Here is an 18,456-nt window from a genome sequence, read left to right on the forward strand (position 1 = left end):
AGCTTGCAGGCTTGGCCGCGTGTCTAGCCGTACACCTTCCAGAAAAACGCGGCGGTGAGTACGCTGCCCAGCGCCACTACCACCCGCTTTAGCCACAGCGCCGGCAGGCGGCGGGCGAGGCGGGCGCCGGCCACGCCGCCGCAGATGGTGCCGGCCAGCATCACCAGCGCGGCGGGCCAGTCCACCAGCCCGGCTGCGATGAAGGTGAGCACGGCTACGCCGGAGATCAGTACCGACAGCCAGGTTTTCAGCGCGTTCATGCGGGTGAGCGTGTCCAGCGCAAACAGGCTGTACAGCGCCAGCATCATGATGCCCATGCCGCCGCCGAAGAAACCGCCGTAAATGCTGACTACGAACTGCCCCAGCAGCAGCGCGCCGGTGCTGCGGCCAACGTTGGCCGCGTGCTGGCTCATCCAGCGCGTGAGCGTGGCGCTGAAGGCAAACATGGCGGTGGCGAGCAGGATCAGCCACGGGATCAGCACGTCGAACAGCCGGGGCGACACCACGGTGACCAGCCAGCCGCCCGCCAGGCCGCCCAGTACGCTGGCGATACTCATGCCTGCCATGGCGCGCTGGCCGGCGAGCTCGCGGCGGAAGGTGAGGCTGCTGGCCACGTAGCCTGGCCATTGCGATACCGAGCTGGTGGCGTTGGCCACGATGGGCGGTACGCCGGCGGCCACCAGTGCCGGGAAGGTAATCAGCGTGCCGCCACCGGCCACGGCGTTGAGGCCGCCGGCGGCGAAAGCGGCGGCAAACAGCGCTAGCGCGACGGTGAGCGTCATGCGGCCAGCACGCTGGCGAATACGGCGACGACGCGGTCCAGCTCGCTGCGGCCAACCTGCCAGTGCGTTACCAGCCGCATCAGGCCGTGTTCCGGCCCGTTGGCCTTGATGTTGGCCGCAGCCAGCGCGGCCATCAGGCGGCTGCTGTCCAGCGTGGCGGGCAGGCGGAACCACACCATATTGATGTGGACATCGTCCAGGTTCACTTCCACGCCGGGCAAGGCGGCCAGCTGTTCGGCCAGATAGCGGGCGTTGGCGTGGTCTTCCGGCAGGCGCGCCACCATGTCGGTGAGCGCCAGCAGGCCCGGCGCGGCCAGTACGCCGGCCTGGCGCAGGCCGCCGCCCAGCAGCTTGCGGTTTTTGCGGGCGCGGGCGATGAAGGCAGCCGGGCCGGCCAGGATGGAGCCCACCGGTGCGGCCAGGCCCTTGGACAGGCAGCACATCACGGTGTCGCTGTAGCGGGTGATGTCACGCACGTCGCAGCCCAGGTGCACGGCGGCGTTGAACACGCGCGCGCCGTCCAGGTGCACCGGTACGCCGTGCTGCTGTGCCACCTCCCACACCGCCGCCATGTCGGCCAGCTGGATGACGCAGCCGTTGCTGTGCGCGTTTTCCAGGCAGATCAGGCCGGTGCGCGGCCAGTGGATGTCTTCGCCGTCACGGATGCGTTTTTTCACCTCGGCGGCGGGCAGTACGCCGTTAGCACTGGCGATGGTGCGCAGCTGCACGCCGGCAATGACGGCGGCGCCGCCGGTTTCGTGCCACACGATATGGCAGTCGTCGCCCAGAATCACCTCGTCGCCGCGCTGGCAGTGGGTAAACAGCGCCAGCTGGTTGCCAAAGTTGCCGCTGGGCACGAACAGTGCGGCTTCTTTGCCCAGCAGGCGTGCGGCCAACGTTTCCAGCTCGCGTACGGTAGGGTCGTCGCCGTAAACGTCGTCGCCAACGATGGCGTTGGCCATGGCCTGGCGCATGGCCGGGGTGGGGTGGGTGACGGTATCGCTGCGCAAATCGGTAACGGTGGACATGCTGGCTCCTGTGCGGGAAGAAAAACGGCAACCCGAAGGTTGCCGTTGTCGTGATTCAGGCATTTGCCTGATTGTGCCAGCAGGGGCTGTGCTTATAGAAGCATGATTTTGCCAAAACAGTGTTCAGGCGGCGTTGATGTGGTAAGCCGCTTTAATGGCAGCGGCTTTGTCATGGGCGCTTTGCAGGCCGTAGGCGGTCAGGCTGATATCACTACCGCACACGCAAGCCAGGGTACTGTCGGGCTGCAGGCTGGCCAGGTGGTGGCGGTTTTCGTGCCCGCAAGCGGGGCAGGCGATGACCACGGTGGCCTTGTAGTGTTTGTCCAGGTCTATATCAAAGCGCGGCGACTTCATCAGGATGCTCTCCCATAAAAGACAAGAACCTCCGCTGGCAGCGGAGGTTCTTCAACTTAGGAAGATGGCCGGCTTATTTCAAGTCATCTTGCTTAACGGCGGTGGCGGAAAGTGGACAGGCCTACCGGCAGCTCGGCAAACCAGTTGATGAAGCGCATCACGTCTTCGCCCTGGTAAATGCTGCCGTGCTGGGGGCACAACATGTCGATCTTCATGCGGCTGGCGCGCTCGCACCAGTCCAGCTTGGCTTCGGTCGAGCCCATCCAGCGGCGGTGGAAGCCTTCGGCGTGGCGGATGTGCTTGTCGAAGTCACGCACGAACAGCTCGTCCTCTTCCGGTGGCATCAGGGCCGCGCCCACGTCGCCGCTAAACAGGATGCGGGCGTCCGGGTCGTACAGGTGGAAGTTGCCGGAAGAGTGCAGGAAGTGCGCCGGTACGTACTCGATCTGGCCGCTGCCCAGCGGCATGCTCATGCCCTCGTCCGGGATGGCGGCCAGCGAGTTTTCGTCGCCGCCAAAGTGCGGGATGAAGCTGCTCCACAGGCGGCTCACGTAGCAGCGGATATCGGGGTTGCATTCCAGCCACAGGCCCAGCGACGAGATGATGTCCGGGTCCTGGTGCGAGGCAAACAGGTAGCGGATAGCCATCGGGTCCACAATGGTGGACAGCGCGGCAAACACGGCGGGGAAGATTTCGCTGCCACCGGGGTCGGTTAGCAGATTGTCGCCTTCGCGGCTGATCAGGTATTCGTTGGTGTCGATCACGCAGTTGGGCTTGGACGGGTCGCGGGCGATGACGACCCAGCGGTGGCTGCCTTCCTGGTAGATGGTCTGGGCGGTCTTCATCTTCTTTGCATTCCTGTGCACAGCGCCTCGATGGAGGGCAGGATGTTCTGTATTTTCTGGTCAAATTCCTGGCTGACCTCGGCCAGCGCGCGGCCGTACTCGCGGCCGTAGGCGGCTTCGATCTTGGCCGAGCGCGAAATGGCGGTGCCAAACTGGCACAGCTTGCGGGCGTCTTCCAGGCGGTCCAGCAGGCGCAGGCGCACGTCGCGCACGCGGTGGGTGATCAGGCTGAATTCTTCTTCGCGCCGTACCATGACATCACGCAGGGCGGGGGACGGGTTGGCTACCAGGTCGGTAGCTTTTTTCAGCAGCCGGTAGCGCCGCTCCTGGCGCAGCAGGTCGGAGATCAGGTTTACCGCCAGGTAGGCATCGTTGGAGAGCTCCTGCATCAGGCCGGTAAGCTCGACCGACAGGCTGCGCAGCTCTTTCGAGATCACGCCAAAGCCCAGCGCTACCTCGCCGGCACGGTGCGCCAGCAAGATGGCGTTCAGCGCCATGATGTTGATCTGGAAGGCAATCAGTACCACCCCCTTGATACCTTCGTTCAGCCGCACAAAGCCAGCCAGCTCGCCAGACGATGTATTGTGTATTGCCTTATTGCTCAAAGCCCGCTCCTTGCATGTGGCTATGGTGGCAGTCTAGCAAAGGGCGTGGGGGTATGCCCTAGTTCTTTCGATATATGTACTCGCGTAATGGGCTGGTGTCGTACCGGCTGCTTGGTTATGCTTGGCCGTTTTGTTTGGGGAGTCTGGCATGGAAGCCGATCTGGATCGCCGCTTTGGCGGTGTCGCCCGCTTATATGGCGAAGCGGCCTTGCAGCGCTTTGCTGCGGCCAAGGTATGTGTCGTGGGCGTGGGCGGGGTGGGCTCCTGGGTAGTGGAGTCGCTGGCGCGCAGCGGTATCGGCCACCTGACGCTGATCGACCTGGATAATATTGCCGAGTCCAATACCAACCGCCAGCTACCGGCGCTGGACCCGCTATACGGTATGGCCAAGGTGACTGCGCTGGCCGAGCGCGTGCGCGCCATCAACCCGGCGTGCGTGGTGACCGAAGTAGAAGACTTTGTCACCGAAGACAACCTGGACACCATGCTGGGCCAGGGTTTTGACTATATCGTGGACTGTATCGATAGCCTGAAGGTGAAGGCGGCCATGGCGGCCTGGTGTGTGCGTCGCCGCCAGCCGTTTGTGGTGTCGGGAGGTGCGGGCGGGCAGATGGACCCGACGCGCATTGCCATTGCCGACCTGGGCGCGGTGACCGAAGACCCTTTGCTGTCCAAGCTGCGTTATACCTTGCGCCGCCACTATGGCTTTAGCCGCGAGCCGGGGCGCAAGCTGGGCGTGCGCTGTGTGTATTCCACCGAGCCGCTGGTGTACCCACAGGCGCAGGCTTGCGATACGGGAGACGCACGCGGGCCGCAGGGTTTGTCGTGCGCCGGTTTTGGCGCCAGCGTGGTGGTGACCGCCAGCTTCGGCCTGTTTGCCGCGTCGTGCGTGCTGAACGATCTGGCGGGCAAGCGCCGTAAATAAGGTTGGCCGCAGTGTGCGCGCCAAGCGCCTTACCCCTGCAGGGTAGGGCGTTTTTCAATTGGGCAGCTGGTAGCGCTGGCGATACTGCTGGGTGATGCGTTCGTACTCGCCGCTGGTTTTCAGCTGCAGCAGCGCGTTATCGAATTGCTGCCGCAGGTAAACGTTGGCAAAGCCGACATGGCGCGGCGAGCTACCCAGCAGCGCGTAGCTGACCTTAGCGTGGCGCTGGCCGCTCAGGTCGGTTTGGGTCGGGTTGGCGCGAAAGATGAACTCGTCACTGATGATGACATCGACCCGGCGGTTCAGCAGCAGGCGGTTCAGGGTGTCCTGGTCAGCGTGTTCGCTGTAGTTGGGCGAGCGTGCTACCGCATTGGCAAAGTCGGCACCGAACAACAATCGCGCGTTCTGGAAGCTGGCCACGCTGTAGCGCGACAGGTCGCTAAGCTGGGTCAGGACAATGCCACTGTTGTGCAGGGCGATGGCACGGTTGCGGTAATACAGTAGCGGCTGCGAGTAGAACAGGGCATCCGAGGCCGCGGGGGTCAGGGTGATCATGGCATCCACCTGCCCCTCCTTCAGCATGGCCAGCCCGCGTGCCTGCGGTAGCTGGACTACCTTCACCTGGTAGCCCGCCTGCGTCAGGGTCGCGATGGCGAGCGCCGCCTCCAGCCCGCTGCGCCCGCCTTCTTCTACATAAGGTAGCTTGGTCAGGCCAACGGCCAGGCGTAGCACGTTTGGCATCGGCAGGCTTCGATAAGTATTGCCACGGTACTATATACCCTGGGCGCCGGCTTAGAAGCGGAAGCCTTGCAAGGAGCTGTTGAGCAAGCGCGAACATTCTTCCATGCTGGCCGCTTCGGTAGACAGGCTGTCTGCCTCTTCGCGGTTGCTGGCTATTTCGCCACCCAGCGTTTGCATATGCTGGCCCATGGTGTGGATGTGCTGCCGGATTTCCTGGCTATGGCTTACGTTCATGTCAAATGCCTGCTGCAGCGATGCCAGCAGGCTGCGGGTTTGCTCCAGCGTGTTTTGCACGGTAGCCGAGCAGCCGGATAGCTTGTCTGCCTCGTCGGCCTGGGTGGTAATCACCCCTGCCGTGTCGCGTATGGTTTGCAGCAGTTTGCCGACAAAGCTGTCGGTTTCGGCCAGTGTGGCCTGGGTTTGGCCTGCCAACTTGCGTACCTCGTCGGCCACCACGGCAAAGCCGCGGCCGGCTTCGCCCGCGCGGGCGGCTTCGATGGCGGCGTTCAGCGCCAGCAGGTTGGTTTGCTCCGAGATGCTGGCAATGCGTTGCAAGATGCCGGTAATGTTTTGCACGTCGGCAGACAGCGCCTCAAAGCGTTGCGCCAGCTGGCGGTTGTCTGCCACGTGCTGGTGCATGCCGTGGCTCAGCTCGCCGACGGCCCCGCGCGATAGCGCCAGCTCCTGGTCTACGCTGGCCAGCTGTTGCTGGGCCTGATTCAGCATCTGGCTGCTTTGGTCGCTCAGTGCGCTGATATCGTCGCTGCAGCTGTGCAAGGTGTGCAGCGACTGCTGGCTACGGCTGGCGGCCTCGCGCATGTGCTGGGTGCTCTGGCGCACGTTTTCCGCGCTGTGGAAGGTCTGGCTGGCGTTGTCCGATACTTCGTGCAGGGTATGGCTGACCGACTGGCATAGCTGGTTGAAGCTGTGCGCCATCTGGGCGACCTCGTCACTGCCGCGAACGTTCAGTTTGCCGCCCAGGTTGCGCTCGCTGGCTTGCTGGGCGATATGACGGGCAATCTTGCTGATGGATGCGGCCAACATGCTGGCCAGCAGCCACGAAACGGCCAGGCCGGAGAGCAAGGACAGCGCGCCGATCAGCAGCACCTCTTGCAATACTGCCTGGCGGCTTGCCATGGCTTGCTCCAGCGGGACATCCGCAGCCAGGATGACTTGCTGGCCATTGATGCTGACCGGCAGGAAAATGGAGCGGAAGGTGCCGTATTTGTCGGTGTATTCGTCGTACTGCACGCTTTGGCTGGCAAAGGCTTGCAGCAAACCGGCGCTGGCTTCGTAGGCTTCCAGATGGTGGCCGTACTTGTCGCTGCTGCGTTCCGCCTCGCCGGCACCATCGGCCAGGTAGACTACCTTGCCGTCTTTCTGCCACAACATATACAGATATTTCACACCAAACTGGCGGGCGTAGTTGTCCATGCGGCTGGCGTTGTTCAGCATCTGTTGCGGGCTGACGCTACCGGGGGTAAACATGCTGGCCAGAAACGGCTCGCCCAGCAGTGTGGGAATGGCGCGGGCGGTAGCATTCAGGCGGGTGTCGATGACAGCAATGGCTTGTTCGCTACTGCGCAGATAGCTATGTACCGAAAAAGACAGCACGGTCAGGATATTCAGCAGGGCAAACAGACAAACCAGTTTGGTACGGATACTCACACGGTGTAACCAGGACATGGGTGGCAAACCTCGGGCAGGGTGTGGTGTGGGGTTGATATTGGCATTATTTCATTAATCAAAAATGCCTAAGAATTTTTATCGAAATTGTCGCAAATAATTGCTACATCCAATTGAAAAAGTTGCATTCATGCAATCAGGCTAGTGAAGGAGGTACAGCATGCCGCAGCAGAAAACTGCATTCATTACCGGCGCCGACCGTGGCATTGGTCTGGCGATAGCCTGCCGCCTGGCGGCCAACGGCTGGCGTATAGCCTTGCATGGCTTGGCGGATGAGGCAGGCCAGACCGCTGCCTTGGCGGCAGTGCGCAGCGCCGGCGCGGCAGACGCCGCATTTTTCAGCGCCGATCTGCGCAGTGGCGACGCCACACGACAATTGGCTGAAACCGTCCTGGCGCATTTCGGGCAGGTAGACGTGCTGGTGAACAATGCCGGCATGCAGCACGCCGCGCCTTTGCTGGATATGCCGGCGCAGAAGTGGGACGACATTATTGCCGTCAATCTGTCGGCGGCGTTTCATTTGATGCAGCTGTGCTTGCCCGGCATGTTGGCCGCAGGCTGGGGCCGCATCATCAATATTGCCTCGGTGCACGGCCTGGTAGCGTCCAGCGGCAAGCTGCCTTACGTGGCCAGCAAGTTCGGCATCGTGGGCATGACCAAGGCCGCGGCGCTGGAGACAGCCGGCCTGGGTGTCACCGTGAATGCCGTGTGCCCAGGCTGGGTGGAAACCGCGCTGATCGAGCCGCAGATACTGGCGCGCGCCGCCAAGCTGGGCGTTGGCCGCGACGAAGGAGCGCGCGATCTGGTGCTGGAAAAGCAGCCGTCCGGGCGCATGAGCCAGCCGGCGGATATTGCCGAAGCGGTAGCCATGCTGTGCGGCGACTGGGCGCACAACCTGACTGGCGTGGCGCTGCCGGTAGACGGTGGCTGGACAGCGCAGTAAGCGCAGGCGGCAGGGTTGGCCGCAGGCCTGGCAAGGCAAAGGCTTGCGCCAGCGCAAGCCTGCGGCATATGCCGCAGGCGCCGGCTCTGGTAATCTAGCCCGCTAGATGACCAACCGTTCCCATCATGAGCGCACAAGATTCCCGCATTTATCTGGCCTCCGGCAGCCCGCGCCGCCGTGAAATCCTCACCGGTATGGGTGTCAGCCTGGAGCGTATCCACGCCGATATCGACGAAGCAGTTCTGCCTGGCGAAGACGCCATCACCTACACCGAGCGCCTGGCGCGCGAGAAAGCCGCTGCCGGCTGGCAAGTGGTACAGCAGTGTGGCCTGCCCGAGCGCCCGCTGCTGGCCGCCGACACCACGGTAGTGCAAGACGGCGAGATTTTCGGCAAGCCCGCCGACGCCGCCGACGCCCGCCGCATGCTGCAGGCGTTTTCCGGCCGCAGCCACCAGGCCGTGACCAGCGTGGCGGTACGCCAGGGCGAGCATATCGAAGTGCGCACCAGCGTGACCCATGTGACGTTCAAGCCGCTGGGCGAAGACGAAATCCAGCGTTATATCGATAGCGGCGAGCCGTTCGACAAGGCCGGTGCCTACGGCATCCAGGGCCGCGCTGCCGTTTTCATTACCCGCATCGATGGCAGCTACAGTGGCGTGATGGGCTTGCCGATTCATGAAACCGCACAGATTCTTGGCAACTTCGGTTTCCAGTTTCCCTGATGAGCTACCCCCGGAGCCCTGCCATGCTGCATCAACCCATTCCGCTACCCCGTGACCTGCCGCGCCCGAAAGAGCAGATTCTGGTCAATATTACGCCGCAGGAAACCCGTGTAGCGGTGCTGGAAGACGCCGTGGTGCAGGAGCTGCATATCGAACGCGCAGCCAGCCGCGGTATCGTGGGCAATATCTACCTGGGCCAGGTCAAGCGCGTGCTGCCCGGCATGCAGAGTGCCTTTATCGAGATCGGCCTGGAACGCGCCGCTTTCCTGCATATTGCCGACGTGCTGGAGCAGCGCCAGCACCCGTCCGAGCCGCAACGCATCGAAAAAATGCTGTTCGAAGGCCAGACCGTACTGGTGCAGGTGATCAAGGACCCGATCGGCACCAAGGGCGCGCGGTTGTCCACGCAGATCAGCCTGGCCGGGCGTTTTCTGGTGCACCTGCCGCAGGAAGAGCATATCGGCATTTCGCAGAAGATCGAGCAGGAATCCGACCGCCACAGCCTGAAGGCACGGCTGGAAAAACAGCTGCCGGACGGTGCGCCGCGCGGCTACATTATCCGTACCAGCGCTGAAACCGCTACCGATGCCGAGCTGGGCGCCGATATCGGCTACCTGTCCAAGCTGTGGGCCGATATCCGCTACAAATCGCAGCATCTGCCGGCGCAAAGCCTGCTGTACGAAGACCTGCCGCTGGCGGTACGCGTACTGCGCGACATGGTGAGCGACCACACCGAAAAGGTGATCGTGGATTCCACCGAGAACTACGGCAAGATGGTGGAGTTTGCCGAGGCTTACGTGCAGTCGGCAGTGGCCAAGATCGAACGCTATAGCGGCGAGCGCCCGCTGTTCGAGCTGCACGGTATCGAAACCGAGATCGACAAGGCGCTGTCGCGCCGGGTGAACCTGAAATTCGGCGGCTACCTGATCATCGACCAGACCGAGGCGATGACCACCATCGATGTGAACACCGGTGGTTTTGTCGGTAATCGCAACTTTGACGAAACCATCTTCAAGACAAACCTGGAAGCCACGCTGGCGCTGGCACGCCAGCTGCGCCTGCGCAATCTGGGCGGTATCATCATTGTCGATTTCATCGATATGGATAACGCCGAGCACCGCGAAGCCGTGTTGTCCGAGCTGGCCAAGGCGCTGGCGCGCGACCGCACCCGCGTGACGCTGAACGGCTTTACCAGCCTGGGGCTGGTAGAGGTCACGCGCAAGCGCACCCGCGAGAGCCTGGCCCACGTGCTGTGCGAGCCGTGTCCGGTGTGTCAGGGGCGCGGCGAGATCAAGACCGCGCAAACCGTGTGTTACGAGATCCAGCGCGAAATCGTACGCGAAGCCCGCCGCTTTGACGCCAAAGGCTTCCGCATCCTGGCAGCACAAAGCGTGATCGACATGCTGCTGGACGAGGAATCGCAAAGCCTGGCCATGCTGATCGACTTTATCGGCAAGCCGATTTCGCTGGCAGTAGAGAGCACCTACAGCCAGGAACAATTCGACGTGGTACTGATGTAGGCCTTGAAAGGCCGGCGCGGTGCCATCAGCTGCAAGTTGGCCGCGTACCATATCTACCCCAGGGCGCGCCGGCAGGCAGCGCCCTTTTTTATGCCCGCCAACAAGGGCAAGCAGAACAAGTAAAGGTAAGAGCATGACTGCAAGCACCCATGACACCCTGTGGCTGGCCATCCTGCAGGAGGCCGAGCTGGCTGTGCGCGACGAGCCATTGCTGGCCAGCTTCCTGCACATGACCGTGCTGCGCCACGGCACGCTGGAAGACGTGCTGGCGTTTCACCTGTCCAGCAAGCTGGCCAGCCCGGTGATGGACGCCCGCGCATTGATGGAGCTGTTCCGCGAGGCCTTTGCGGCCAACCCCGCCATTATCCAGGCGGTACGCGCCGACATTACCGCCTGCTTTGAGCGCGACCCGGCGTGCGATAGCTATTCCACCCCGCTGTTGTACTTCAAGGGCTTTCACGCGCTGCAAAGCCAGCGCATTACCCACTGGCTGTGGCAGGAAGGCAGAAAGACGCTGGCGTATTTCTTGCAAAACCGCATTTCCGAAGTAATGGGCGCCGATATTCACCCGGCAGCCAAGATTGGCCACGGCGTCATGCTGGATCACGGCACCGGCATTGTGGTGGGCGAAACCGCCGTCATCGGCAATAACGTGTCGATACTGCAAGGCGTGACGCTGGGCGGTACCGGCAAAGACCACGGCGACCGTCACCCGAAAGTGGGCGATGGCGTGCTGATCGGCGCCAATACTTCCATCCTGGGCAATATCCGTATTGGCGACTGCTCCAAAGTGGGCGCCGGCAGCGTGGTGCTGGACGACGTACCGGCGCACTGCACGGTGGTAGGCGTACCGGCCCGGGTGGTGGCTCAGCTTTGTCCGGGCACGCCGGCACTAGATATGGACCAGCGCGTATGAGCGCCAGCCCCATCCACTTTGCCATGCCGTCGCCGGCGGCCACGCTGCAGCAGCTGTGTGCCGATGGTGTATTGCCGGGCGAGGTGCTGTGCTTTCAGGATGACTTCAGCCAGGGCCCGCTGGCCGATTGCGACCTGATCGACCCGCAGGCGCGCATGGGTTACTGGAACGCAGTGCTGTGGGCGCAGGACTGGTGGCCGCAGCAGGACGAAGACTTCGTCCAGGCCTACTGGGCCAGCCGCAAGGCGCAGCTGAAGGCCTTCGAGCGCCGTGCGCCGCTGTACGCCTGGGCCGGTGGCCACGCCGGCGAGTGGCTGATGCTGTGCATGCTGGCCGAGCACGCCCACGCCGATACCCCGCTGTACCACGTGGCAGTACCACAGCATGGGCAGCGCAGCTGCATGGGCATGCAGCCGCCGCCAGTCCTGCCGGAGCTGTTTGCCCAAGCCCGCTTGCTGACGGCCGGCGAGCGCGAACAGTTGGCCGCACAGTGGCGTTACTGGCAGGAACATGGCGATGGAATACGCTACCTCGATGCGCAAGGCGCGCTACAGCAGCACCCTATCGATCATTACGACAATGCACTTGTCAATGCCATAAAAGTGGCCGGCAAGTGGCCTGTAGCAAGGCTGGTAGGCGAAGTGATGGGGCGCGAGGAACAAGCCTGGCTGAGCGATAGCTTTTTGTTCTGGCGCGTGAAAAAGCTGGTCGATGCCGGTGTGCTGAAACGTGAAAATGTACCCGGTGCCATGCCGCTTATATGCCATTGGTAAATCAAATGGGGTACTTCCGCGCAGCTTGAAGGCGGCGTAGAATGCGCCGCCTTTGCATTGGTGCGCCGGTTTGCGGCCGCCGTGCCGCCACACGAGGAAACCCGACATGAACGTACGCGTAGTCGATTACCGCGCGCCCGACGCGGCCGAACAGTTCACCCGGAGCCTGCACGAAACCGGCTTCGGCGTACTGGTGAACCACCCTATCCCGCAAGACCTGGTAGAAAGCATCTACCGCAACTGGCTGACGTTCTTCGGCACCGAAGAAAAGCACGACTTCGCGTTCTCGGTAGAAAAGCAGGACGGCTATTTCTCGCCGGAAATCTCCGAAACCGCCAAGGGCCACACCCAGAAAGACATCAAGGAATACTTCCACATCTACCCGTGGGGGCGCATTCCGGCGCAGCTGAAAGACGACGCCATGCGCTACTACGACACCGCCAACACGCTGGCGCAAGAGCTGCTGGCCTGGGTAGAGCAGTACACGCCGGCTGACATTGCGGCCAACTACAGCGAGCCGCTGTCGCAGATGATCCAGGGCAGCCAGAAAACGCTGCTGCGCGTGCTGCGCTACCCGCCGCTGACCGGCAGCGAGCCGGCCGGCTCGCTGCGCGCCGCTGCGCACGGCGACATCAACCTGCTGACCATTCTGCCGGCGGCCAACGAGCCGGGCCTGCAAGTACAGGACATGAACGGCAGCTGGATCGACGTGCCCTGTGATTTCGGCATGCTGATCATCAATATCGGCGACATGCTGTGCGAAGCGTCGCGCGGTTACTACCCGTCCACCCAGCACCGCGTGGTGAACCCCACCGGCGAAGGCGCCAGCAAGAGCCGCGTGTCGCTGCCGCTGTTCCTGCACCCGCGTGACGAAGTAGTGCTGTCCGAGCGCTACACCGCCGGCGCCTATCTGGCCGAACGCCTGCGCGAGCTGGGCGTGAAAATGTAAGCCAGCCAAGCTGCCTGATCAGCCCGGCCCTTTCCCCCGACAGCGCCGGGTTTTGTTTTGCGCGCAAGGTTGGCCGCAAGCACGGCTAGAATGGCACTTTGCCTGTGGAGACTGCTGCATGACCCAGCTTGCCGCGCCGAGCGCACTGATCATCATCGACATGCAACAAGGCATGCAGCGCATGCCGGCACACACGCGTAACAACCCCGGCGCCGAGGCGGTGATCGCGGGCCTGCTGGCCGTCTGGCGCCAGGCCGGGCAGCCGGTGGTGCATGTACGCCACCTGTCGCGCACACCAGGCTCGCCGTTCTGGCCGGGGCAGGACGGGGTGGAATGGCAGCCGGCGCTGGCGCCGCTACCGCACGAACACGTGGTGGACAAGCACGTGCCGGATGCCTTTACCCACAGCCAGCTGGAATGCTGGCTGCACCAGCGCGGCATCCGCCGCTTGGTAATGGCGGGTGTTAGCACCAATAACTCGGTAGAGGCCACTGCGCGTAGCGGCGGCAACCTCGGCTTTGACGTGCGGGTCGTGGCCGATGGCTGCTACGCCTACGCACAGCACGACTTCGACGGCGTGGCGCACAGCGCGCAAACCGTGCACGCCATGGCGCTGGCCAATTTGCACGGCGAATACGCTACTGTGCAGACCAGCGCCGAGGTGCTGGCGGAATTAGCCGGCGTCTGATGAGGTCAACTCGGCCACCATGCCGGTGGCGTCGTCGCCATAGCACGCCAGCTTGGCCGCCGGTAGCGGGTAGGGGCGGTAGCCGTGGCGCGCCCAGTAGTGCTGGGCGCCTTGCACCGCCACCAGGCGCGCAAAGCGCAGGCCGCGCTCGCGCGCCTTGTCCTGCAGTCGGGCCAGCAGGCGCGGTGCCACGCCACGGCCACGGGTGCTGCGGCACAGTGCCATGTCGTGGATGAACAGGGTGTCGTGTTGTGGTGGTAGGCGGGCCAGCGGCTGGTTCAGCTGCGGCGGGGTATCGCCGTGCCACGGGTGGGCAAACACATAACCTTTCACCTCGCCACCGTGTTCGGCTACCCAGCAGGTATCGGGCGATAGCGCATGGCGCGAGGCCAGGGCGTCGCGGCTTTCGATCAGGTTTGAAGGGTAGCTTTGTGCCTGGATGGCGAGGATGGCGCCGAAATCGGCGGCTTGCATGGTGCGTAAAACGATAGTGCTGTGCTGCATGGACTTGCGGTGAGGGTAAGCAAAAGAGGCAGAAAGCAAAAAACCAGCCCGAAGGCTGGTTTTTTGTGTTGGTGGCGAATCAGGGACTCGAACCCCGGACCTGCGGATTATGATTCCGTCGCTCTAACCGACTGAGCTAATTCGCCGTGAAACCCTGCCGAAGCAGTGCTTCGCAAACTGTGGTGGCGAATCAGGGACTCGAACCCCGGACCTGCGGATTATGATTCCGTCGCTCTAACCGACTGAGCTAATTCGCCACATCTCGATGCGCTGCATCAAGGCTGCGAACTATAACCGAGCCGTTTTTGCACTGTCAATAGATTTCGTGCAAATCCTGCGGCCGGGTTTATAGCGTGTAGCAGCGGTCGCCACTGGCAAAGCCCGCCCAGTCGATATCTACCCCTTTGCCAAAGCCGATTACCTTGAAGGTTTCGCCCATTTCTACCGGCGACAGCAGGCGCTGCGCGGCCTTGGCCAGCGGCAGGTATTGCTTCACGTTGGCCGCATCCAGGTGCGACAGCAGCTCGGTGATGCCGCAGTTGATCAGGAACTGCGCCTGGCTGCAGTAGCCGATCAGGTCCAGCCCGGCGTCGATGCCGCTTTGTGCCACCGCGCTGAAGTCCACGTGGCAGGTAATGTCCATCAGGCCGGGCAGGTAGAACAGGTCCTGGATGGTGTGGTGGCGGTAGTGGCCCAGCAGCGTGCCCATATGGCGTTCGGGGTGGTAGAACTCGCTGGCGCTATGGCCGTAGTCGATCATGATGATGGCGCCGCGTTGCAGTGTTTGCCCCAGCGTGCGGATAAAGGCGCGGTTGGCCAGGCTGATCTCGCTGGTGTAACCGGGGGTGGCGGGTATCAGCTCTGCTGCCAACCCTGCCAGTGCCGCATCGGTAAACGGGCGGTCTTCGTAGCAGAAGGCACCGTCCAGTACGGTAACGCCGCGTTGCTGCAGCGTGCCGTCTACCTGGCGGCTCACCAGTTCGCACGGCATGGCGTCCAGCACTTCGTTGCCCAGCATGATGCCGTCGAAGCTGGCTGGTAGCGTGGCCACCCACTGTACGCGGTGGGCCAGGTGCGGTACGCGCTCGGCCACGGTAGCACGCTGGCGCTCGATCAGGTCCGGCGACAGGTCGACGATGGTGTAGCTCGCGGGTAGCTGGCCCAGGGCTTCCAGCTCGGCCAGCAGGTCGGCGGCCAGGCGGCCGGTGCCGGCGCCGAACTCCAGCAGGTGGCCGGCGGTTTGCGGCAGCAGCGCGGCCAGCTGGCGTGCCAGCGTTTGCGCAAACAGCGGCGACAGCTCCGGTGCGGTGACAAAATCGCCGCCTTCGCCAAACTTGCGGCTGCCCGCGGTGTAATAGCCCAGGCCCGGCGCGTATAGTGCCTGCTCCATAAAGCGCGAAAACGGTATCCAGCCGCCGTTGTCGGCGATGTCGGCGGCAAGGGTGGTGGCCAGGGTGCGGCTGATGGCCAGGGCGTCGGCGGAAGGCTGGGGCAGGGTCATGGTGTTTTACATCGGCTGGCGGGTGGCGGTGCGCTCCGGGCGCACCGGCTGCCGTGTGCTGGCAGCAGCGAGTTCTCGTGTCTGGCGGCAACTGCCACTAGAATGGCGGATTGTCGCTAATTGGCGCGCAGACGCCAAGCGCCTTGCCACATACTCCATGCAAAAGGGGCCAGCATGAACAACTTGCTCAACGACAAAGTGGTGCTCATTACCGGTGCCGCGCGCCGTGTTGGCGCTGGCATCGCCCGCCATCTGCACGCGCGTGGCGCGCGGCTGGTGCTGCATTACCGCGGCTCGCGGGCGCAAGCCGAGGCGCTGGCGGCCGAGCTGAACGCGCAGCGGCCCGACACCGTGGCGCTGGCGCAGGCCGACCTGCTGGATACGGCGGCGCTGCCGGCGCTGGTGGCCGACGCCGTGGGCTGCTTCGGCCGGCTGGACGGGCTGGTGAACAACGCCTCCAGCTTTTACCCCACCGACGTTGGCCGCATCAGCGAGCAGGACTGGTTCGACTTGATGGGCAGCAACCTCAAGGCACCGCTGTTTCTGGCCCAGGCCGCCGCGCCGTATCTGGCGGCCAACCACGGCGCCATTGTCGGTATTGTGGACATCCATGCCGAGCGGCCGATGAAGCGCCACCTGGTTTACAGCCTGGCCAAGGCCGGCCACGCGCAGCTGATCCGCAGCCTGGCGCTGGAGCTGGCGCCGCAGGTGCGTGTTAATGGCGTGTCGCCGGGGGTAAACCTGTGGCCGGAAGACGAAGTATCGTTCGACAGCGCCGAGCGCCAGGCTATCGAAGCCACCATCCCGCTGCAGCGCACCGGCGTGCCGGACGACATCGCCCGCGCAGTGGCGTTTTTGCTGTTTGATACCGACTATGTGAACGGTCAGATCCTGGCGGTAGACGGTGGCCGCAGCGTGGTGCTGTAGTTGCGGCCAACCTAGCCGCGCAGCCGCCTGCCACGCTGGTGAAAAAAAGCCGGTGTGGCGGTGGTACAAACCGGCCGCCGGGGGCTAAAATAGCCGGTTTTTCAATTTCTTAGCCGTACCTCATGTCCGAACCGCAACAGACTGCCGACGACAAGGCCAAAAAGGCCGCGTTCGAGGGCAACAAACTCTCCAAGCGCCTGCGCCACCACGTGGGCGCCGCCATCAACGACTTCAACATGATCGAAGAAGGCGACCGCGTGATGGTCTGCCTGTCCGGCGGCAAGGATAGCTACGGCCTGCTCGATATCCTGCTGGGCCTGCAAAAGTCGGCCCCGATCAATTTCAGCATCGTGGCCGTGAACCTGGACCAGAAACAGCCAGGCTTCCCCGAACACGTGCTGCCGCAGTACCTGGAATCGATTGGTGTGGAATACCGCATCATCGAGGAAGACACCTACAGCATCGTCAAACGCCTGATCCCCGAAGGCAAAACCACCTGCAGCCTGTGCTCGCGCCTGCGTCGCGGCATCCTGTACCGCGTGGCCGACGAACTGGGTGCCACCAAGATCGCGCTGGGACACCACCGTGACGACATGCTGCACACGCTGTTCCTAAACATGTTCTACGGCGGCAAGCTCAAGTCCATGCCGCCCAAGCTGGTGTCCGATGACGGCCGCCACATGGTGATCCGCCCGCTGGCCTACTGCCGCGAAAAAGACCTGGAACGCTACGCCGCGTTACGCGGCTTCCCCATCATCCCGTGTAATCTGTGCGGCTCGCAGCCCAACCTGCAGCGCCAGGTGGTGAAAGAGATGGTGAACGACTGGGACAAACGCTTCCCGGGGCGCGTGGAAAGCATGTTCCGCGCCCTGCAGAACGTAGTGCCATCGCACCTGGCCGATACCAAGCTGTTCGACTTTGCCGGCCTGCAAACCGGTGACAGCCCGTTTGAAGGCGGCGATACCGCCTTCGACAAGGAAGAATTCCGCGACCCGGTGGCGCTGGCCGAAGACGACGACGGCGAGCCGATGGCTGCCAAGCCACGCCGCACCATCAGCATTCTGGACTCGCGCCCCAAGGCCGATAGCCAGGCGGGAGACAGCTGTGGCGGGTAAGGCACTGCACCCCTTCCGCCGCCGCGTGCGCAATAGCGTGGACGCCATGCCGGAAGTGGAAATCTCCGAGGCGGACAATATCCGCTCGCTGCATCTGGGCTCGGAAACCATCCAGAGCTCGATGGACCTGGACGACCCGGCCGACCTGGTACTGAGCTACAGCCGCGCCATGATGGGCTTTCTGCTGTGGCGCGACGACCCGTCGCACATCCTGCAGATTGGCCTGGGCGGTGGCTCCTTTGCGCGCTGGATAGACGAATACCTGCCCAACGCGGTGAGCGTGGCGGTAGACATCAACCCGCAAGTCATTGCCGTGGCGCGGGCATTCTTCCAGCTGCCAGAAGAGGGCGACTTCTTCCAGATCGTGCAAGCCGATGGTGCCGAGTACGTGAAAGTGTTCCGCGAATCCACCGACGTGATCATGGTGGATGGCTTTGACGGCTTGCAGATTGTGGACGAGCTCACTACCGAAGAATTTTTCGAAGACTGCCACCGTGCCCTTACCGAAGACGGCGTGTTCGTCACCAACTGGTGGAGCGGCGACAAGCGCTACCACCAGTTTGTCGAGCGTCTGCTGGGTGTATTCGAAGGCCGCGTGATCGAACTGCCGGCGCTTACCCACGGCAACGTGGCGGTGATGGCGTTCAAATCTACGCCGGGTAGCACCAGCTGGGATGCGCTGGAAAAGCGCGCCGACGAGCTGGAAGGCCGCTTTGGCCTGGAGTTCGGCGAGTTCGTGCGCCGTCTGAAAGAAAACAACCTGCACAGCAATAACCGGCTGTTGATTTAAGATTCTTGTGCCACTGAAACGCTATTTATTGGCCACAAAATCCACGAAAAGACACGAAAGCCATTAGCTAAATAATGGTTGATCTGATTCGCGCTGGCTGATCTTTCGCGTTTTTTGTGGGTTTCGTGGCTAAAGCAAGGGT

General features: G+C 63.0%; 20 protein-coding genes and 2 tRNA genes. 11 read left to right on the top strand and 11 right to left on the bottom strand.

The features are described 5' to 3' along the window. Positions 1–23: 23 nt before the first annotated feature. From LCH97_RS14285 to LCH97_RS14305, 5 genes are all read right to left on the bottom strand, one after another. Complete coding sequence (locus LCH97_RS14285) at positions 24–782, bottom strand: sulfite exporter TauE/SafE family protein (protein ID WP_227302276.1); 759 nt, start codon at positions 780–782, stop codon at positions 24–26. Then, a complete protein-coding gene (gene ltaE / locus LCH97_RS14290; RefSeq protein ID WP_227302277.1) occupies positions 779–1,810 on the bottom strand; it encodes a low-specificity L-threonine aldolase in 1,032 nt (343 codons plus the stop codon). Before ltaE ends, LCH97_RS14285 begins: the two co-directional genes overlap by 4 nt. A gap of 123 nt (positions 1,811–1,933) precedes the next feature. Then, the gene (locus LCH97_RS14295) at positions 1,934–2,164 is read right to left on the bottom strand and encodes a hypothetical protein (RefSeq protein WP_017509453.1); all 231 of its coding nucleotides are present in this window, start codon (positions 2,162–2,164) and stop codon (positions 1,934–1,936) included. A gap of 92 nt (positions 2,165–2,256) precedes the next feature. Beyond that, positions 2,257–3,009, bottom strand: a complete 753-nt coding sequence (locus LCH97_RS14300; RefSeq protein ID WP_227302278.1) for an MBL fold metallo-hydrolase — start codon at positions 3,007–3,009, stop codon at positions 2,257–2,259. Further along, positions 3,006–3,614, bottom strand: a complete 609-nt coding sequence (locus LCH97_RS14305) for a methyl-accepting chemotaxis protein (RefSeq protein ID WP_227302279.1) — start codon at positions 3,612–3,614, stop codon at positions 3,006–3,008. Before LCH97_RS14305 ends, LCH97_RS14300 begins: the two co-directional genes overlap by 4 nt. A 148-nt stretch (positions 3,615–3,762) precedes the next feature. Between LCH97_RS14305 and LCH97_RS14310 the strand changes: the two genes are divergently transcribed. Continuing rightward, a complete protein-coding gene (locus LCH97_RS14310) occupies positions 3,763–4,539 on the top strand; it encodes a ThiF family adenylyltransferase (protein ID WP_227302280.1) in 777 nt (258 codons plus the stop codon). Positions 4,540–4,593: 54 nt separating this feature from the next. Here the strand turns inward: LCH97_RS14310 and LCH97_RS14315 are convergent, their stop codons facing one another. Further along, a complete protein-coding gene (locus tag LCH97_RS14315; RefSeq protein ID WP_227302281.1) occupies positions 4,594–5,280 on the bottom strand; it encodes an ABC transporter substrate-binding protein in 687 nt (228 codons plus the stop codon). A gap of 51 nt (positions 5,281–5,331) precedes the next feature. Further along, positions 5,332–6,966 carry a methyl-accepting chemotaxis protein gene (locus tag LCH97_RS14320; RefSeq protein ID WP_227302282.1) on the bottom strand — a complete coding sequence of 545 codons (1,635 nt, stop codon included), beginning with the start codon at positions 6,964–6,966 and terminating at the stop codon, positions 5,332–5,334. Between the two features lie 160 nt (positions 6,967–7,126). Here LCH97_RS14320 and LCH97_RS14325 point away from each other — a divergent pair, with 160 nt between their 5' ends. The 7 genes from LCH97_RS14325 (at position 7,127) to LCH97_RS14355 (ending at position 13,477) form a co-directional block, all read left to right on the top strand. Further along, positions 7,127–7,909, top strand: coding sequence for a 3-hydroxybutyrate dehydrogenase (locus tag LCH97_RS14325; RefSeq protein ID WP_227302283.1), 783 nt, complete (start codon positions 7,127–7,129; stop codon positions 7,907–7,909). 125 nt (positions 7,910–8,034) lie between these two features. Then, entirely contained in the window at positions 8,035–8,631 is a 597-nt protein-coding gene (locus LCH97_RS14330) for a nucleoside triphosphate pyrophosphatase (RefSeq protein ID WP_227302284.1), read from the top strand. Positions 8,632–8,654: 23 nt separating this feature from the next. Beyond that, positions 8,655–10,151 carry a ribonuclease G gene (rng, locus tag LCH97_RS14335; protein WP_147696026.1) on the top strand — a complete coding sequence of 499 codons (1,497 nt, stop codon included), beginning with the start codon at positions 8,655–8,657 and terminating at the stop codon, positions 10,149–10,151. A 133-nt stretch (positions 10,152–10,284) separates the two neighbouring features. After that, positions 10,285–11,067 carry a serine O-acetyltransferase gene (gene cysE / locus LCH97_RS14340; RefSeq protein ID WP_147685135.1) on the top strand — a complete coding sequence of 261 codons (783 nt, stop codon included), beginning with the start codon at positions 10,285–10,287 and terminating at the stop codon, positions 11,065–11,067. Beyond that, entirely contained in the window at positions 11,064–11,840 is a 777-nt protein-coding gene (locus LCH97_RS14345) for a DUF3658 domain-containing protein (protein ID WP_227302285.1), read from the top strand. Before cysE ends, LCH97_RS14345 begins: the two co-directional genes overlap by 4 nt. Positions 11,841–11,946: 106 nt before the next feature. Continuing rightward, on the top strand, positions 11,947–12,789 hold the full coding sequence (locus tag LCH97_RS14350) for a 2OG-Fe(II) oxygenase family protein (RefSeq protein ID WP_227302286.1): 843 nt from the start codon (positions 11,947–11,949) through the stop codon (positions 12,787–12,789). Between the two features lie 118 nt (positions 12,790–12,907). After that, positions 12,908–13,477, top strand: coding sequence for a cysteine hydrolase family protein (locus tag LCH97_RS14355; RefSeq protein ID WP_227302287.1), 570 nt, complete (start codon positions 12,908–12,910; stop codon positions 13,475–13,477). On the opposite strand, the gene LCH97_RS14360 is transcribed toward LCH97_RS14355, so the two are convergent. The 4 genes from LCH97_RS14360 to LCH97_RS14375 all read right to left on the bottom strand — a co-directional run bounded on the left by LCH97_RS14360 (position 13,463) and on the right by LCH97_RS14375 (position 15,482). Further along, positions 13,463–13,981 (bottom strand): GNAT family N-acetyltransferase, encoded by a 519-nt coding sequence (locus tag LCH97_RS14360; RefSeq protein WP_227302288.1) that lies wholly within the window; start codon positions 13,979–13,981, stop codon positions 13,463–13,465. The genes LCH97_RS14355 and LCH97_RS14360 overlap by 15 nt on opposite strands. Positions 13,982–14,050: 69 nt before the next feature. Then, positions 14,051–14,127: transfer RNA gene (locus LCH97_RS14365), tRNA-Met, on the bottom strand. Between the two features lie 34 nt (positions 14,128–14,161). Then, positions 14,162–14,238: transfer RNA gene (locus tag LCH97_RS14370), tRNA-Met, on the bottom strand. An 89-nt stretch (positions 14,239–14,327) separates the two neighbouring features. Further along, complete coding sequence (locus LCH97_RS14375) at positions 14,328–15,482, bottom strand: class I SAM-dependent methyltransferase (protein WP_227302289.1); 1,155 nt, start codon at positions 15,480–15,482, stop codon at positions 14,328–14,330. 174 nt (positions 15,483–15,656) lie between these two features. Between LCH97_RS14375 and LCH97_RS14380 the strand changes: the two genes are divergently transcribed. From LCH97_RS14380 to LCH97_RS14390, 3 genes are all read left to right on the top strand, one after another. After that, positions 15,657–16,409 carry a pteridine reductase gene (locus LCH97_RS14380; protein WP_227302290.1) on the top strand — a complete coding sequence of 251 codons (753 nt, stop codon included), beginning with the start codon at positions 15,657–15,659 and terminating at the stop codon, positions 16,407–16,409. A 122-nt stretch (positions 16,410–16,531) separates the two neighbouring features. Continuing rightward, positions 16,532–17,524 (top strand): tRNA 2-thiocytidine(32) synthetase TtcA, encoded by a 993-nt coding sequence (gene ttcA, locus LCH97_RS14385; protein WP_227302291.1) that lies wholly within the window; start codon positions 16,532–16,534, stop codon positions 17,522–17,524. 46 nt (positions 17,525–17,570) lie between these two features. After that, the gene (locus tag LCH97_RS14390) at positions 17,571–18,314 is read left to right on the top strand and encodes a polyamine aminopropyltransferase (RefSeq protein WP_051028705.1); all 744 of its coding nucleotides are present in this window, start codon (positions 17,571–17,573) and stop codon (positions 18,312–18,314) included. The last annotated feature ends 142 nt before the right edge of the window (positions 18,315–18,456 follow it).

Origin of the sequence: Vogesella sp. XCS3, assembly GCF_020616155.1 — a bacterium.
GTDB lineage: Bacteria > Pseudomonadota > Gammaproteobacteria > Burkholderiales > Chromobacteriaceae > Vogesella.

Excerpts from the sequence above, each read along its gene's own strand:
- LCH97_RS14315 (WP_227302281.1), bottom strand. The coding sequence starts at position 5,280 with ATGCCAAACGTGCTACGCCTGGCCGTTGGCCTGACCAAGCTACCTTAT.
- LCH97_RS14380 (WP_227302290.1), top strand. The coding sequence starts at position 15,657 with ATGAACAACTTGCTCAACGACAAAGTGGTGCTCATTACCGGTGCCGCG.
- cysE (WP_147685135.1), top strand. The coding sequence starts at position 10,285 with ATGACTGCAAGCACCCATGACACCCTGTGGCTGGCCATCCTGCAGGAG.
- LCH97_RS14390 (WP_051028705.1), top strand. The coding sequence starts at position 17,571 with ATGCCGGAAGTGGAAATCTCCGAGGCGGACAATATCCGCTCGCTGCAT.
- LCH97_RS14310 (WP_227302280.1), top strand. The coding sequence starts at position 3,763 with ATGGAAGCCGATCTGGATCGCCGCTTTGGCGGTGTCGCCCGCTTATAT.
- rng (WP_147696026.1), top strand. The coding sequence starts at position 8,655 with ATGCTGCATCAACCCATTCCGCTACCCCGTGACCTGCCGCGCCCGAAA.
- ttcA (WP_227302291.1), top strand. The coding sequence starts at position 16,532 with ATGTCCGAACCGCAACAGACTGCCGACGACAAGGCCAAAAAGGCCGCG.
- LCH97_RS14285 (WP_227302276.1), bottom strand. The coding sequence starts at position 782 with ATGACGCTCACCGTCGCGCTAGCGCTGTTTGCCGCCGCTTTCGCCGCC.
- LCH97_RS14360 (WP_227302288.1), bottom strand. The coding sequence starts at position 13,981 with ATGCAGCACAGCACTATCGTTTTACGCACCATGCAAGCCGCCGATTTC.
- ltaE (WP_227302277.1), bottom strand. The coding sequence starts at position 1,810 with ATGTCCACCGTTACCGATTTGCGCAGCGATACCGTCACCCACCCCACC.
- LCH97_RS14355 (WP_227302287.1), top strand. The coding sequence starts at position 12,908 with ATGACCCAGCTTGCCGCGCCGAGCGCACTGATCATCATCGACATGCAA.
- LCH97_RS14295 (WP_017509453.1), bottom strand. The coding sequence starts at position 2,164 with ATGAAGTCGCCGCGCTTTGATATAGACCTGGACAAACACTACAAGGCC.
- LCH97_RS14330 (WP_227302284.1), top strand. The coding sequence starts at position 8,035 with ATGAGCGCACAAGATTCCCGCATTTATCTGGCCTCCGGCAGCCCGCGC.
- LCH97_RS14375 (WP_227302289.1), bottom strand. The coding sequence starts at position 15,482 with ATGACCCTGCCCCAGCCTTCCGCCGACGCCCTGGCCATCAGCCGCACC.
- LCH97_RS14325 (WP_227302283.1), top strand. The coding sequence starts at position 7,127 with ATGCCGCAGCAGAAAACTGCATTCATTACCGGCGCCGACCGTGGCATT.
- LCH97_RS14345 (WP_227302285.1), top strand. The coding sequence starts at position 11,064 with ATGAGCGCCAGCCCCATCCACTTTGCCATGCCGTCGCCGGCGGCCACG.
- LCH97_RS14320 (WP_227302282.1), bottom strand. The coding sequence starts at position 6,966 with ATGTCCTGGTTACACCGTGTGAGTATCCGTACCAAACTGGTTTGTCTG.
- LCH97_RS14350 (WP_227302286.1), top strand. The coding sequence starts at position 11,947 with ATGAACGTACGCGTAGTCGATTACCGCGCGCCCGACGCGGCCGAACAG.
- LCH97_RS14300 (WP_227302278.1), bottom strand. The coding sequence starts at position 3,009 with ATGAAGACCGCCCAGACCATCTACCAGGAAGGCAGCCACCGCTGGGTC.